13 protein-coding genes are annotated in these 14,791 nt (G+C 71.4%); 4 read left to right on the forward strand and 9 right to left on the reverse strand.

Features of this window, described 5'->3' with window-relative positions:
• Positions 1-642, forward strand: a 642-nt coding sequence (locus VGE38_RS07720; RefSeq protein ID WP_331141952.1) for a helix-turn-helix transcriptional regulator, incomplete at its 5' end; no start/stop codon positions are given.
• Between the two features lie 68 nt (positions 643-710).
• On the opposite strand, the gene VGE38_RS07725 is transcribed toward VGE38_RS07720, so the two are convergent.
• The 3 genes from VGE38_RS07725 to VGE38_RS07735 are packed head-to-tail and all read right to left on the reverse strand — an operon-like array spanning position 711 to position 5,025.
• Positions 711-1,697, reverse strand: a complete 987-nt coding sequence (locus tag VGE38_RS07725; RefSeq protein WP_331141953.1) for a DUF2332 domain-containing protein — start codon at positions 1,695-1,697, stop codon at positions 711-713.
• Positions 1,697-3,154, reverse strand: a complete 1,458-nt coding sequence (locus tag VGE38_RS07730; RefSeq protein WP_331141954.1) for an NAD-dependent succinate-semialdehyde dehydrogenase — start codon at positions 3,152-3,154, stop codon at positions 1,697-1,699. Before VGE38_RS07730 ends, VGE38_RS07725 begins: the two co-directional genes overlap by 1 nt.
• Positions 3,155-3,195: 41 nt before the next feature.
• Complete coding sequence (locus VGE38_RS07735; protein ID WP_331141955.1) at positions 3,196-5,025, reverse strand: DEAD/DEAH box helicase; 1,830 nt, start codon at positions 5,023-5,025, stop codon at positions 3,196-3,198.
• A 214-nt stretch (positions 5,026-5,239) separates the two neighbouring features.
• Between VGE38_RS07735 and VGE38_RS07740 the strand changes: the two genes are divergently transcribed.
• Both VGE38_RS07740 and VGE38_RS07745 read left to right on the forward strand, forming a co-directional pair.
• A complete protein-coding gene (locus VGE38_RS07740; RefSeq protein ID WP_331141956.1) occupies positions 5,240-5,836 on the forward strand; it encodes a YceI family protein in 597 nt (198 codons plus the stop codon).
• A 79-nt stretch (positions 5,837-5,915) separates the two neighbouring features.
• Positions 5,916-6,836 (forward strand): GNAT family N-acetyltransferase, encoded by a 921-nt coding sequence (locus VGE38_RS07745; protein WP_331141957.1) that lies wholly within the window; start codon positions 5,916-5,918, stop codon positions 6,834-6,836.
• A gap of 111 nt (positions 6,837-6,947) precedes the next feature.
• Here VGE38_RS07745 and VGE38_RS07750 read toward each other — a convergent pair whose 3' ends face one another.
• The 3 genes from VGE38_RS07750 to VGE38_RS07760 all read right to left on the reverse strand — a co-directional run bounded on the left by VGE38_RS07750 (position 6,948) and on the right by VGE38_RS07760 (position 10,562).
• Entirely contained in the window at positions 6,948-8,873 is a 1,926-nt protein-coding gene (locus VGE38_RS07750; protein ID WP_331141958.1) for a M3 family metallopeptidase, read from the reverse strand.
• A 112-nt stretch (positions 8,874-8,985) separates the two neighbouring features.
• A complete protein-coding gene (locus VGE38_RS07755; RefSeq protein ID WP_331141959.1) occupies positions 8,986-10,206 on the reverse strand; it encodes an RNA polymerase sigma factor in 1,221 nt (406 codons plus the stop codon).
• On the reverse strand, positions 10,203-10,562 hold the full coding sequence (locus tag VGE38_RS07760; protein WP_331141960.1) for a YciI family protein: 360 nt from the start codon (positions 10,560-10,562) through the stop codon (positions 10,203-10,205). Before VGE38_RS07760 ends, VGE38_RS07755 begins: the two co-directional genes overlap by 4 nt.
• A 168-nt stretch (positions 10,563-10,730) precedes the next feature.
• Between VGE38_RS07760 and VGE38_RS07765 the strand changes: the two genes are divergently transcribed.
• Positions 10,731-12,014: an MFS transporter gene (locus VGE38_RS07765; protein WP_331141961.1), complete on the forward strand. Its 1,284-nt coding sequence runs from the start codon at positions 10,731-10,733 to the stop codon at positions 12,012-12,014.
• Between the two features lie 48 nt (positions 12,015-12,062).
• Here the strand turns inward: VGE38_RS07765 and VGE38_RS07770 are convergent, their stop codons facing one another.
• The 3 genes from VGE38_RS07770 to VGE38_RS07780 form a co-directional block, all read right to left on the reverse strand.
• The gene (locus VGE38_RS07770; RefSeq protein ID WP_331141962.1) at positions 12,063-12,572 is read right to left on the reverse strand and encodes a hypothetical protein; all 510 of its coding nucleotides are present in this window, start codon (positions 12,570-12,572) and stop codon (positions 12,063-12,065) included.
• A complete protein-coding gene (locus VGE38_RS07775; RefSeq protein ID WP_331141963.1) occupies positions 12,569-13,294 on the reverse strand; it encodes a class I SAM-dependent methyltransferase in 726 nt (241 codons plus the stop codon). Before VGE38_RS07775 ends, VGE38_RS07770 begins: the two co-directional genes overlap by 4 nt.
• Positions 13,295-13,523: 229 nt before the next feature.
• Positions 13,524-14,780, reverse strand: coding sequence for an HNH endonuclease signature motif containing protein (locus tag VGE38_RS07780; RefSeq protein WP_331141964.1), 1,257 nt, complete (start codon positions 14,778-14,780; stop codon positions 13,524-13,526).
• Positions 14,781-14,791: the final 11 nt, after the last annotated feature.

The raw sequence follows: 14,791 nt of genomic DNA on the forward strand, positions 1-14,791 counted from the left end.
GACGTCCCGGAGCTGCTGCCGTGGCGGGCCGGCGCCGCCGTCGCGCTGCTGCGCACCGGTCGCCGCCGTGAGGCGGAGGCGCTGGCCGGGGACCTGCTGGTCCAGGCCGAGGAGGCGGCCGCGCCGTACCCGCTCGCCGTCGCCCTGCGCACCGTGGCCACCGCCGCTCCCACCCGCGACCCGTTCACCTCGCTGCGGCGCGCCCACGGTCTGGCGAGTGTCGTGCCCGACCACCGGCTCGCCGCGCAGATCGACACCGACCTCGCCGGCCTGCTGCTGCTCGTCCCCGCCGGCGCCAGCGTGGCCCAGGCGGTCACGCTGCTGCGCCGAGCGGAGGCGTTCGCCGCCCAGGAGGGTCTGTGGCCACTGCACGGCCGGATCGGCCGGCTGCTGGATCGGGCCGGTGAGCGACCGCTCCCGCTGCAGGGCGAGGCGCTCGCCCGGCTCACCGTCGCCGAGCGGCGCGTGGCCCGGCTGGCCGCCCAGGGCCTGACCAACCGGCAGATCGCCGAGCACCTCAGCGTCACGGTCAAGGCCGTCGAGTGGCACCTGTCCCGGGTCTACCGCAAGCTCGCCATCGGCTCCCGCGCCGGTCTCGAAGGCATCCTCGAGACCGACGCGGCCCGCCGCTCCTCCGCCTGACCCGTCGAGACCCGCCCCGTGGCCCCGCGAGACCCGCCCCGTGGCCCCGCGAGACCCGGGTCCCGGCCCTACCCGGTCCAGGTGATCGAGCGGCCGTGACCGTGCGTCATCGCGACCATCCGACCGTCGACGCCGAGCACGAACGTCGGCTTGTCGGCGGGGATCGCCGGACCGGTCGCCGTCACGGTCGGCAGCACGCCCTTGCCCTCGTTGCTGACCCAGTGGCAGCGGCCCTCGCCGACCAGCCACGCCATCAGCTCGGCGAAGGCGTCGCGATCAGCCGGCTCGAGGTAGGCGACGACCGCCGAGTGGAAGACCACGACGCGGCCGTGCGGACGGGCGCGGTCGACCAGCGCCGGGAGCTCCTCGAGCAGGTCACCGGCGACGAGCTGCGGCGGGTCGGCCCGGGCCACCTCGATCGCGTGCCGCAGCCGGTCGCGGCGGTCGGTGTGCTCGGGCCACACGAGGGTCTCCAGCCACCCGGTGTCGTCCGCGGAGGCGACCGACAGTGGATTGAGGTCGATGCCGCCACGCCATGCCACCTCGGGCAACGCCCGCGGCAGCGGTACCGGGCCCTTCGCCCGGCACTCCAGGCGCGGCTCGTCACCGAGCTCGACGACGCCCTCGTCGGTGCGCCAGGCGTAGCCCCAGCGGTCGGGGTAGAGGCACAGGCCGGCCGACGCACCGACCTCGAGCAGCGCGAGGGGCTCGTCGGGCGCGGCCAGCAGCCCGAACGCCGGCATCAGCGTGGCGAGCCGCCCGACCTCGTTGGTCTGGGTCGCTCGGCGCAGGATGGTGGCCCGGATCGTGCCGTCGTCGCCGAGCAGCGCGGTCCGCAGGCCGTCGTACGGTCCGGGGGCGGCGACGCCGTGCCACCGCGCGGCCGCGAAGACGAGGTTCGGCTGCTGCTTGACCGGTGGGAGCCGCGCCAACCAGGCCAGCACCTCGTCGTCCCCGGCCACTGCGCTCGCCCAGTCCTCGAAGGTCGCGGAGTCGCCGGCGGCGTACGCCGCGAAGTCGCGGTACTGCTCCGCGACGTCGCCGTAGAGCAGCATCAGGGAGCCGGGAGGGCGACGTACGTCGTGTCGAGGTACTCCTCGATGCCCTCGAAGCCGCCCTCGCGGCCGAAGCCCGAGGCCTTGACCCCACCGAAGGGGGCCGCTGGGTTCGAGATCAGTCCGGTGTTCACGCCGACCATGCCGTACTCGAGGGTCTCCGCCAACCGGATCGTGCGGGCCAGGTCACGGGTGTAGACGTAGGACGCGAGGCCGTACTCGGTGTCGTTGGCGCGGCGGACCGCCTCCTCCTCCGACGTGAAGGTCGTGATGGGCGCGACCGGACCGAAGATCTCCTGGGTGTTGATCTCCGACTCCGGGTGCACGTCGAGCAGCACCGTCGGCGCGTAGAAGTACCCCGGTCCGTCGGGGGCGGACCCACCCGCGACCACCCGGGCGCCGTCGTGCACCGCGTCGGTGACCAGCTGGTGCACCGCCTCGACGGCCTTCTCCTCGATCAGGGGGCCGACGTCCACGCCGGGGTCCTGGCCGCGGCCGACCTTCAGCGCGCCCATCCGCTCCCCCAGCCGGGCGCCGAACTCCTCCGCCACGTCGACGTGCACCAGGAACCGGTTGGCGGCCGTGCACGCCTCGCCCATGTTGCGCATCTTCGCGATCATCGCGCCCTCGACGGCGGCGTCGAGGTCGGCGTCCTCGAAGACGAGGAACGGCGCGTTGCCGCCGAGCTCCATCGACATCCGCTGCAGCTGGTCCGCGGACTGCTTGACCAGGATCTTGCCGACCGCCGTGGAGCCGGTGAACGACACCTTGCGCAGCCGGTCGTCGGCCATCAGCGCCTTCGACATGTCGGCCGAGCGGCTGGTCGGCACCACGTTGAGCACGCCCGCCGGCAGCCCCGCCTCGCTCAGCACGTCGGCCAGCGCGAGCATGGTCAGCGGCGTCAGCTCGGCCGGCTTCACGACCATGGTGCAACCGGCGGCGATCGCCGGGCCGATCTTGCGGGTCCCCATCGCCAGCGGGAAGTTCCACGGGGTGACGAAGAAGCACGGGCCGACCGGCTTCTTGATCGTCAGCAGCCGGCTGGTGCCGGCGGGGTTGTTCATCCACCGGCCGTGGATGCGCACGGCCTCCTCGGAGAACCACCGGAAGAACTCGTTGCCGTAGGTCACCTCGCCCTTCGCCTCGGCGACCGTCTTCCCCATCTCCAGGCTCATCAGCTCGGCGAAGTCGTCGGCACGGGCGCTGATCAGCTCGAAGGCACGCCGCAGGATCTCGCCCCGCTCACGGGGCGCCGTGCGCGCCCAGTCGGCCTGGGCGGCCGCCGCGGCGTCCAGCGCCTCCAAGGCGTCGGTGACCCCCGCGTCGGCGACCCGGGCCAGCACCGAGCCGTCGGCGGGGTCGTGCACGGCGAACCGCTCCCCGCTCTCCGCTTCCCGCCAGTCGCCTGCGATGAAGAGACCCCGCTTGCCCTCGGGGACCAGGTCGAGTCCGCTCATGGGCCCAGCCTGCCACTGACGCAAGCGTTGCGGGGAGCGGCTCAGCGGTTCTTGTGCCGCGGCTTGCGCTCCGGCTTGCCGCCGTCGTCGTCCCCCTGGCTCCGGTCGCCCCGGTCGCGGCGGTCGTCGCGGTCGCCGTACGAACGGCGCGGGCCGCGCCCGGGGCCCCGGTCAGGCTGCAGCTCGATGAGCTTGCCGCTGATCCGGGTGTTCTCCAGCGCCGCGATCGTCTCCGGCGCCAGGTCCGCGGGCAGCTCGACCAGCGAGAAGTCCGGCCGGATGCTGATCGCACCGAAGTCGGCGCGGCGCAGGCCGCCCTCGTTGGCGATGGCGCCGACGATCTGGCGGGGCTCGACGCGGTGCCGCTTGCCGACGTTGATGCGGTACGTCGCCAACGGCTGCCCCGTGCCGCGCGAGACGCGCTCGGGCCGGTCGCCGCGGCGGTCGTCGCGCCGGTCGTCCCGGCCGCCGTCGCGCTCACGCTTGGGCCGCTCCTCGCGGATCGGCCGGTCCGCCGCCGGGTCGAGCAGCAGCGGCTCGTCGCCCTGGAGTACGACGGCCAGGGCCGCCGCGACGTCGACCTCGGGCACGTCGTACTCCTTGACGTAATGGGAGACCACGTCGCGGAAGAACTCGATCCTCGCCGGGTCGGCCAGGGCGGCCGTGATGGCGTCGTCGAAGCGGGAGAGCCGGGTCGCGTTGACGTCCTCGGCGCTGGGCAGCTCCATCTGCTGCAGGGTGGTGCGGGTGGCCTTCTCGATCGCCTTGAGGAGGTAGCGCTCCCGCGGGGTGATGAACGAGATCGCGTCACCGGTGCGGCCGGCGCGGCCGGTGCGGCCGATCCGGTGCACGTAGGCCTCGGTGTCGGTCGGGATGTCGTAGTTGACGACGTGGCTGATCCGCTCGACGTCGAGGCCACGCGCCGCCACGTCGGTGGCGACCAGGATGTCGAGACTGCCGTCCTTGAGCTGGTTGACCGTGCGCTCGCGCTGCTGCTGGGCGACGTCACCGTTGATCGCGGCGGCGGCGTACCCCCGGGCCCGCAGCTTCTCGGCCAGCGACTCGGTCTCGCTCTTGGTCCGGACGAAGACGATCATGCCCTCGAAGTTCTCGACCTCGAGGATGCGGGTCAGCGCGTCCACCTTCTGCGGGTAGGACACCGTCAGGTAGCGCTGGGTGATGTTGGCGGCGGTGGCGGTCTTGGACTTGACCGACACCTCCTGCGGGTCGTTGAGGTACTTCTTCGACAGCCGCCGGATCTGGGACGGCATGGTCGCCGAGAACAGCGCCACCTGCTTGTCCGCGGGGGTGTCGGCCAGGATCGTCTCGACGTCCTCGGCGAAGCCCATGTTGAGCATCTCGTCGGCCTCGTCGAGCACGAGGAACTTCAGCTCCGAGAGGTCGAGCGTGCCCTTCTCGAGGTGGTCCATGATCCGGCCGGGCGTGCCGACCACGACGTGGACGCCGCGGCGCAGCGCGGTCAGCTGCGGGCCGTAGCCCTGGCCGCCGTACACGGGAAGCACCCGGATGCCGGGCAGCTGCGCGGCGTACCGCTCGAAGGCCTCGCAGACCTGCAGCGCCAACTCGCGGGTCGGGGCGAGCACCAGCGCCTGCGGCTTCTTGGTGTCGTAGGGGTCGAGGTTGGACAGGACCGGCAGCGCGAACGCGGCGGTCTTGCCGGTGCCGGTCTGGGCCAGGCCCACCACGTCGCGGCCCTCGAGGAGCAGCGGGATCGTGGCCGCCTGGATCGGGGAGGGGGTCTCGTAGCCCACCTCGCGCAACGCCGCGAGCACGCCCTCGGAGAGGCCGAGCTCCGAGAAGGTGGGCAGCTCGGCGGGGCTCTCGTCGGCTCTGGGGTCGTGGGAACTCACTCGTCAACGGTAGTGGGTGGATCCAGACCGCCCCGATTCGTCGGCGCGGTGCGCTGGGTCACCCTCCGCTCGGTGGGAACTCCGTGGGAACTTGGGGGAACTTGGGGGCAACTTCGGGGGAACTCGGTGGGAATAGGTCTCGGAAGCCTGCTGTTACGGTGGTTGAAACTTCCACTACTCGTGCCCCCGCGGCACATGTCCCAAGGAGCAGAGCATGGGCATCTTCACCCGCAAGACCGAGGTCGCCGAGACGTTCGACGCCCCCACCGCCGTCGTCGAGGACCTGACCGGCGACTACGCGCTGGACGTGACGCACACCCGCCTGGGCTTCAGCGCCCGCCACGCGATGGTGACCACGGTCCGCGGCTCGTTCAAGGAGTTCTCCGGCACCGCGCACATCGACACCGCCAACCCGGCCGCCAGCACCGTCAGCGTCACCATCAACGCCGACAGCATCGACACCGGCGTCGCCGACCGCGACGCCCACCTGCGCTCCGCCGACTTCTTCGGCGCCGAGGAGAACCCGCAGCTCACGTTCGTCTCCACCGACGTCTCGCGCGACGGTGACGAGTGGACCGTCGTCGGCGACCTGACGATCAAGGGCACCACGAAGCCCGTCACCGTCGTCTTCGAGGAGACCGGCTCGGCCCAGGACCCGTTCGGCAACACCCGCGTCGGCTTCGAGGGCTCGGCCACCATCAACCGCTCCGACTGGGGCCTGAGCTTCAACGCCGCCCTCGAGACCGGCGGCGTGCTGATCTCGGAGAAGGTCAAGCTCGAGTTCGACATCTCGGCCATCAAGACCGCCTGAGTCCGCTCAGCCGCATTCGACGGGGCTACCGGGGAAACCCGGTGGCCCCGTCGGCGATTTCGCGGCATCGTTGTCGGCCGTGCCTCTCCCCCTGACCCTCCCCGAGGGCTACACGCAGCGCCCCCTGGTCCTCGCCGACGCCGCCCGGATCGCCGACGTCATGGCAGCCGAGGAGCTCGCCGACATCGGTGAGGCGGCCATCGAGGAGGCCGACCTGGTCGCGGACTGGTCCGACCCGGACTACGACCTCGCGGCGCACAGCGTCGGGGTCGTCGGGCCCAGCGGTGAGCTGGTGGCCTACGCGGAGTACGTCGGCCACGACCGCGCCGACGCCAGCGTCCACCCCGACCACCACGGCCGTGGCATCGGTACGGCGCTCGCCGGCTGGGTCCGAGCACAGGCCGCCGCGGCCGGCGCGCCGCTGGTCGGCATGCCGACGCCGGTCGGTTCGCCGGGCGACCGGCTGCTCGACGCGCTCGGGTGGCAGGTCCGCTGGCACTCCTGGGCGCTGCAGCTGCCCGAGGGAGCCACGATCCCGGAGCGGCCGCTCCCGGCGGGCTACGAGATCCGCACCGCCACCGCCGCCGACCACGAAGCCGCCTGGACGGTCGTCGAGGACGCGTTCCTGGAGTGGTCCGAGCGCGAGCGGACGCCGCTGGACACCTGGCTGCACCAGATCACCGGCCGGCCGGGCTTCGAGCCGTGGCAGCTGCGGGTGGCCACCGACGGGGCCGGAGCGGTCGTCGCGGCGGTCGTGATCTTCCTGGCCGACGAGGGCCGCGAGGGCTACATCGACAAGATCGCCGTACGCGGTGACCAGCGCGGTCGGGGCCTGGCCCAGGCCATGCTCGCCGAGGCGTTCGGGACCGCTCGCGCCCACGGCGCGGTCCGCTCCACGCTCTCAACCGACTCCCGCACCGGCGCCCTGTCGCTCTACGAGAAGGTCGGCATGGTCGTGACCTCCGACTGGGTCAACCGCGCCATCCGCACCGACGCCTGAGGGCGCGGCGCCGGCTCTCGCAAAGTGTCACCGTGACATCGTGCGTTAGGAGTGACCCTTTGAGATGTCACTCTGGCGGCGAAGTGTCACGGTGACACTTTGGGGGGCGCGTCAGGAGGCCAGCCAGGCGGCGTACGCGTCGAAGGTGAAGGGCCGGCCGAGGAAGTCGGCGACCAGGTCCGCAGCGTCCTTGCTGCCGCCGGGTGCGAGCACGCGGTCGCGGTAGCGCGCCGCGACCGTGGGCTCGAACAGGTCACCGGCCGCGAAGGCGCTGAACAGGTCCTTCGCGATGACGAGGGACCACATGTAGGTGTAGTACGCCGAGGAGTACCCGCCGAGGTGGCCGAAGTTGGCGAACATGTGCGTGCCCGGCAACCACGCCGTGGGGGCATAGCGCTCCTGCAGTTCGACCATCGCGGCCGTCAGGTCGGCGGGCCGGTCGGCATGGAAGACGTAGGACATCGCGGCGTAGAACATCTGCTGCCGCGCCTGGATCCCCTTGCCGAAGTCGTCGGCCGCCCGCATCTTGGCGACCAGCTCGACAGGGATCGGCTCGCCGCCGGCGTCGGTGGCGAAGGAGCGCAGCACCTCGGCGTCCCAGGCCCACTCCTCGAGCATCTGCGACGGCGCCTCGACGAAGTCCCACTCGGTCGCCACACCCGCGAACCGGGTCCAGTCGCCGTGACCGCCGAGCACGTGGTGCAGCAGGTGCCCGAACTCGTGGAACAACGTCGTGACGTGGTCGTGCTCCATCAGACCGCGACTGAAGTTGCACACCAGCACGCCCTCCGGCAGCTGCCGGCCGCGCAGCCCGTCGGCGAGCGTGAACTGGGCGGCATGCTTGTACTTGCCCTCGCGGGCGTGCAGGTCGAGGTGGATCCGGCCGAGCAGCTCGCCGTCCCGGCCGGCGGTCGAGAAGACGTCGTACGACGCGACGTCCTCGTGCCAGGTGGCGCACTCGACCGGCTCGTAGCGCAGGCGGAACAGCCGGCCGGTGACCTCGAGTAGGCCGTCGCGGACCTTGTCGAAGGCGAAGTACGTGCGCACCCGCTGAGCGTCCACCTCGAGCTGCTCCTTGCGGACCAGCTCCTGGTAGTAGGACAGGTCGGCGGAGCTGATGCTCGTGGCGTCCGGCACGTCCTGGCGCAGCCGCTCCATCACGACCGCCAGGTCGCGCTCCATCGGCCCGGCGGCGGCCGCCGCGATCTTGTCGATGAACTCCGGGATCGCGGGTCCGGCGCCGATCATCTTCACCTCGGCGTCGTACGACGGCCAGTCGGCGTAGCCGACCAGGGTGGCCAGCTCGTGGCGCAGCGCGAACATCTCCTGCAGGAGGGCGTCGTTGTGGGGCCAGCCGCGCTCCAGGAACGCGACGGTCACCTCCCGGCGCACCGCGGCGTCGTGGACGAACATCCGCGCCGGGACCGAGTCGGGGTAGTCGGTGCTGACTGCGACCAGCCCCTCAGGGTCGGCGGGGTGGGCCGCCAGCCAGTCCTCCGGCATGCCGGCCAGCCGCTCGGCCGGCACCCGCACGTAGCGCACGTCGTCGCGGATCACCCGCGAGAACTCCTGGCCCAGCTCGGTCAGCCGCTCGTTGATCTCGGCCAACCGGCCCCGGGTCGTGTCGTCGCGGTCGACGCCGGCGCGGCGGAAGTCCCGCAACGTCTTCTCCAGCAGCCGGGAGGCGAGCCCCGTCGGCCCGTCGAGCCCCGCCGGGTCGAGGCCGTCGAACACGTCGAAGAGCCGGCGGTCCTGCTGCAGCTCGGTGACCAGCCGGTCGACCTCCGCCTCGACGCGTTCGCAGGTGGTGCGGACCGCCTCGTCGGGGTGCACGTTGGCGAGCAACGAGGCCGGTGCCGCGACGTTGCCGAGCGCGAGCGTGAGGTCGTCCCACGCCCGCAGCACGTCCAGGGCATCGACCGGTGGGTCCGTGCGCAGCCGGTCGGCCACCGACCGCGCGGTGGCGAGGCCACGCTCGGCACGCTCCTCCATCCACGGCAGCGTCTGATCGGCGGTCGGCAGCTCGAGCGGGCTCACGCCTCGAACACTAGACGTCACGTCGAGTCCCGGGTTGTGGCCCCGCGAGGCCGGGGTCATGGCCCCGACTCATGGGCCACGGGGCGGGATTCGCGGGGCCACGGGGCGGGACTCAACCGGACAGCTGGTCGCGGCGTCGGGTCAGATGGGCACGCTCGGCCGAGTTGTCGACCACGGCTAGGGCGGCGTCGTACTCCTGCCGCGCCGCGGCGCTGCGGCCGAGCCGGCGCAGCAGGTCGGCCCGGGTGACGTGCCAGGCGTGGTAGCCCTGCAGCGGCAGCCGGTCGACCTGCGCCAGCGCGACGGCGGGCCCGTCGAGCTCCGCGACGGCCACCGCCCGGTTGAGCGCCACGACCGGCGTCGGCGTGAGCGCGTAGAGCTGGTCGTAGAGCTGCACGACCTGGGACCAGTCGGTGTCGGCGGTGCTCGGTACCGAGGTGTGGACCGCGTTGATGGCCGCCATGACCTGGTAGGGGCCGGGACGGTTGCGATCCAGGCACTCCCGCACCAGGCCGAGCCCCTCGGCAATGAGGGCGCGGTCCCAGCCGCCGCGGTCCTGCTCGGCCAGCGTGACCAGCTCGCCCGTGGCCGAGAGCCGGCTGGCGCGGCGGGCGTCGGTGAGCAGCATCAGCGCGAGCAGACCGGTGACCTCCGGCTCCTCGGGCAGCAGGCGGCGCAGCAGCCGTCCCAGCCGGATCGCCTCGTCGGTCAGCTCGCGGCGTACGGGGTCCTCGCCCGCGCTGGCGAGATAGCCCTCGTTGAAGACGAGGTAGACCACGGCCAGGACGGCACCGAGTCGCTCCCGCAGGTCCTCGGGCCCGGGCACGCGGAACGGGATCCGCGCCGCCTTGATCTTGGCCTTCGCCCGGGTGATCCGCTGGCCCATCGTCGACTCGGTGACCAGGAAGGCGCGCGCGATCTCGGGGACGGTCAGGCCCCCGAGCAGCCGCAGCGTCAGCGCGACCCGCGCCTCCGGCGCCAGTGCCGGGTGGCAGCAGGTGAAGACCAGCCGGAGCCGGTCGTCGACCACCGGCCCGGTCGGCTCCGGAGGGGTGTCGTCGTGGATCATCGCAGCCGCCTGGTGCTTCGCGTCGCGCCGGGACTCGCGGCGGATCCGGTCGATGGCGCGGTTCCCGGCCGTCGTGGTGAGCCACCCGCCCGGGTTGGGCGGGATGCCGTCGGGGCCGTAGCGGTCGGGCCACAGCTCGACGGCCGCCAGGATCGCTTCGCTCGCGGCCTCCTCGGCGATGTCGATGTCACCGAAGCGGCGTACGAGCGAGGCGACCACGCGGCCGTACTCCTCGCGGAAGACCCGCTCGAGCTCGGGGGTCACTCGCCCTGGAACGGCCGGACCTCGACCTTGCCCTGGCAGGCCTTCGACCCCTCCGCGGCGAGCCGCAGCGCGACGTCGAGGTCGGGCGCCTCGACGACCCAGAAGCCGCCGATGTGCTCCTTGGTCTCCAGGTACGGGCCGTCGGTGGTCACCACGGCGTCGCCGGTGCCGTCCACGACGGTGGCGGTCGAGGCGGGCTGCAGCCCGCCGGCGAACACCCAGTAGCCGTCCGCCTGCAGCTTCTCGTTGAACGCGTCGACGGCGGCGAACGCGGCCTGCATGTCCTCCTCGGTGGCGTAGCTCCCGAGGTCACCCTCCTCGTGCGATCCGTGCACGGCGAGCAGGTACTGCGTCATGGTTCTTCTCCTTGCTTAAGGTGCGTCGGTGGGCAGCCCTGTCGGCTGCCACTCACCCTCTCCACGAACGGGGTGTCCCCGATCCGACAGCCTGCCGTGAGATTTCTCGATTCGGGAAGCCGACAGCTCGCCAACTACCGTGTTCGCGCAGCAGGAGAGAGGCGCACGGTGGCACTGAGGGACCTGGTGGCGGACACCCGCCCGCTGCGCAACGACCACTTCCGACGCCTGTGGCTCGCCGAGATCGTCACGGTCGTCGGCGCCCAGCTGACGGTCGTCGCCATCCCGGCCCAGATCTACGCCGAGACCGGGTCGTCGGCGTACGTCGGCCTGACGGGTGTGTTCGGACTGGTGCCGCTGATCGTCTTCGGGCTGTACGGCGGCGCGCTGGCCGACGCGTTCGACCGGCGCACGATCCTCCAGGTCACCACGGTCGGGCTGATCGCGACCAGCGCGCTGTTCTGGCTGCAGGCCGCGGCCGGCGGTGTGAACGTGTGGCTGCTGCTCACCCTCTTCGCGCTCCAGCAGGCGTTCTTCGCCGTCAACATGCCGACCCGCAGCGCGGTGCTGCCCAAGCTGCTGCCCGACGACCAGCTGCCGGCGGCGAACTCCCTGCACTACACGGTGGCCATGGCCGGCGCGATCGCCGGCCCGCTGCTCGCCGGCATCCTGATCCCGTTCACCGGGTTCGCGTGGCTCTACTTCGTCGACACCCTGTGCCTGCTCGCCACGCTGTACGCCGTCGTGCGGCTGCCACGGCTGGCGGTCGAGGGCGTCACCACGAACCCCGGGATCCGTTCGGTCATCGAGGGCTTCGCCTACCTCAAGGGCCAACCGGTCCTCTTGATGAGCTTCGTCGTCGACATCATCGCGATGGTCTTCGGGATGCCGCGGGCGCTGTTCCCCGAGATGGCGCACGTCGACTTCGACGGCCCCTCGGAGGGTGGGCTGGTCTTTGCGCTGCTCTTCGCGGCGATTCCAGCCGGTGCTGTGCTGGGCGGGGTCTTCTCCGGCTGGGTCTCCCGGGTCGAACGGCAGGGGCTCGCCGTCGTGGTGTGCATCGTGATCTGGGGCGTCGGCGTCACCGTCTTCGGCCTCGCGGTCGGACTCGCCGAGCACGCCCGCACCACGATGCTCGTCATCGCACTCCTCGCACTCGCGGTGGGTGGCGCCGCCGACATGGCCTCGGCCGCGCTGCGGACCTCCATGCTGCAGACCGCCGCGGACGACGCGGTGCGGGGCCGGCTGCAGGGCGTCTTCACGGTCGTGGTGGCCGGTGGCCCGCGGATCGCGGACACCGCGCACGGTGCGGCGGCAGCCGCGGTCGGTGCCTCGGCCGTCGCCGCCGGCGGTGGGGTGCTGGTCGTGGTCGGCGTGGTGGTCGCCGCCTTGGCAGTGCCGTCGTTCGTCCGCTACCGGGTGACCCGAGGGGTTGAGCAGAGGTCGGCCTAGCTTCGGCTTCGGCCGTCCGCCCTCGGCTCGTCGACCCTGCACCGCTCGCTAGCCCGTCGACGGCCCGAGTCTGCGGTTGGCGAGTGGTTCCACGATCAAGATGGCAAGGGTGCCGAGCAGGATGACCAGCGCGGCCGTTCCGGCGCCCGCCTCCAGACAGCCTGCGGCGGCAGCGCTGAGCGCAACGACGGCACGTATCAACGTGAACGGCCCCAGAACCACGGCCATGGCAAGGTACTTCCGGCGCCACCCCAGCAGCCCGTACACCGTCAAAGCGAGTCCCACGACGGCCGCGTACGGAAGCAGCACCCTGAGCATCGCTGCCCCGGCACCCGAGTACACCTTCAAGCCCGACTGACCGAAGGCCATGTCAGCAGCGAATGCGAAGCTGGCGGGCAGCAGGCACACGGTCACGAGAGCGAGCCCGACGATCGTGGAGCGGCGGTCGTGCTCAGCATGGCGGATCAGTCCCGTCCGGCCCAGACCAGCACGAAAGCCGCTGCACGCACCATCGACCAAGGCGAGTACGACCAGGCTGGCGAAGACGAGCGCGGTCACGTCTTCCATCCGGTGATCGGGCGCAGCACGTCGATGGCGCGCGGGTGCCACCTCGAACCTTCGATCACGGACGGCGCATACTCAGGCGCTCCGGCGTGAGCTGCCGCGAGGAGTGCTTCCGCGCAGTGAGCGCGACGCGCTGACATCACCCCATCGTGCCGCGAGACGGGCTCTCGCATCCGTGCCTGATGGAACACCCACGCGCCCACCGTCGACCAGACGCAGGGCGCGATGTCCCAGTGGGCAAAACCGGCTACCCCGAGCCTCGCCTGGACCGAGAAGAGCTCGACAAGCTCGCGCAGGTCAAGGTGATGAAGCAGGCCCGTCGAAATGACGATCGTTCGTGACGGGTCGTTGATCGCGACGCCGGGAGCGAACGCGTCCCCGGCAATGAAGTTGCAGTCGAGTTGCTCGACAGAGGCAAGGCGCCGTGCCTCGTTGACCAGGGCGCGGTTCAGGTCCACGCCCACGAGTTCAACTCCCGGTGGGAAGTGGCGATGGGCAGCAGCGGCACGAATGACGTGGCCGAGTCCACAGCCGACGTCAACGACACGTACAGGCGTCCGGCCCGCGGCTTGAAGGCGAGCGATCCACGGGGCGAGAAGGGCGGCGACGCGCCGGTCGAGCTGTAGTTCCTCGCCGAGCCGTTGCAACTCGTAGTGGATCCTCAGCGCCAGCCGGTCGAGGTAGACCTCGTCGAGCATTCCGTCGTTCGTCGGCATCCGGCGAACGATCCGTGCGGCTCTGAGTTGGCGGCGCTCCGTCAAGAGGGCAACGGCATCGTCGCGTCGGACTGAAATCCGCGTGCCGTCCTCGTTGGGCGGGGGCCACAGCAAGTCGGTGATCTCAACTGCTCCCGACCTCACACGCCCAGTCAACAGGAGGGCAGACCCTCCTGTCCCGGAGAGGCCGAAGACCTTGGCTCGACTCGCTCTGTTGCGCGCGCGACCGTCAGCGGTTGCGGGTGAAGGTGACGTCGCCGTTGGGGTGATAGTCGGTGGTGTAGGTGGGGTCGTGGGCTCGGTGGTGGTGATGACAGCACAGGAGTACGGCGTTGTCGCGGTCGGTGGTGCCGCCGTCGGCCCAGGATTCTCGGTGGTGGACTTCGCACCACGATGCGGGTTGGTCGCAGCCTTTGGCTTGGCAGGTCTCGTGTTGCAGGACGATGGCTTTGCGTTGGGGTGGTTCGAAGAGTCGGCTGCCGCGGCCGAGGTCAAGAATCTCGGACTTACCGTCGAGGACGGCGGGGAGGATCCTCGCCGTGCAGGCGAGGCGGCGGATCTCTGAGGCGGTGAGCTTGTCGCCGCCGATGACCTGTCCGGTGCCGAGGTCGGCTTTGAGCTGGTCGAGGTTGATGGTCACGATCAGGGTGGTGGCGTCGCCGGCGTGAATCGGGAGTCGCTTGGGGTCGACGACCTCGAGGAACTGCCCGAACGCCTGCCCGAGCCGGCGGGGGTACGAGCCGGCGAACGCCTCCGTGGTGCCGGTCGTGCCGGTGGGTGCGTTCTGCTTGCGGGGGTTGGTGAAGGCTTCCAGGTAGGTCTTCAACCGGTGGGCGGTGGCGTTGGGCAGGATCCCGGAGATCCTCGTGGTGCCATCACGCAGTGGTTTCAGGACGAGCTTGGTCTTGGCGCGGGCGTGGGCTTCCTCGTCGGCGAGGCGTCGGGCTTCTTCGGCCTCGGCGATCTCGGGGGCCACGATCTCGAGGATCCGACGGCCCAGGATCCGTAGCTGTTGGGGGCTGTGGTCGGCGGCGAACCCGATCAGCGCCTTCTCCGCACGCTTCTTGGTGACCGGGTCGAGGTCGGCCGGCAGGACGTCGAGCGCGGCGGCGATGACGCGGGCCTGGGCGAGGTTCACCAGCCCCTCGGCCAGGGCCTTGCGCAGGACGGGGTAATTCGTGTCGAGCGAACTGGCGAGCTGTTGGTCGGCGCGGGGTGCCTCGTGGCCCTGTCGGGTCTCGGCGGCGTACCAGGCCCCCACATCACGCGCCCCCACGGACTCCGCAACGTCGGAGGCGCTGGCCATGACACGTAGCCGCAGCTCGGCGAGCCGGGCTTCGACCTTGGCAAGCTGGCGCAGCAGCTCGGCCTTGTCGCTCGTCGGGAGGAAGAGGGGCTCGGACTGTACGACCGCGTCGAGTGCCTCACCCATGACCTCGGCGCAGCGCAGCAGGGGGTGCTGTCCGGGGGCAAAGGCGATGGTCATGGTCAGTCCCG

The sequence above is a fragment of the Nocardioides sp. genome (assembly GCF_036405735.1).
In the GTDB taxonomy this organism is placed as follows: Bacteria; Actinomycetota; Actinomycetes; order Propionibacteriales; family Nocardioidaceae; genus Nocardioides.

Excerpts from the sequence above, each read along its gene's own strand:
- VGE38_RS07740 (WP_331141956.1), top strand. The coding sequence starts at position 5,240 with ATGGGCATCTTCACCCGCAAGACCGAGGTCGCCGAGACGTTCGACGCC.
- VGE38_RS07725 (WP_331141953.1), bottom strand. The coding sequence starts at position 1,697 with ATGCTGCTCTACGGCGACGTCGCGGAGCAGTACCGCGACTTCGCGGCG.
- VGE38_RS07730 (WP_331141954.1), bottom strand. The coding sequence starts at position 3,154 with ATGAGCGGACTCGACCTGGTCCCCGAGGGCAAGCGGGGTCTCTTCATC.
- VGE38_RS07780 (WP_331141964.1), bottom strand. The coding sequence starts at position 14,780 with ATGACCATCGCCTTTGCCCCCGGACAGCACCCCCTGCTGCGCTGCGCC.
- VGE38_RS07760 (WP_331141960.1), bottom strand. The coding sequence starts at position 10,562 with ATGACGCAGTACCTGCTCGCCGTGCACGGATCGCACGAGGAGGGTGAC.
- VGE38_RS07775 (WP_331141963.1), bottom strand. The coding sequence starts at position 13,294 with ATGCCGACGAACGACGGAATGCTCGACGAGGTCTACCTCGACCGGCTG.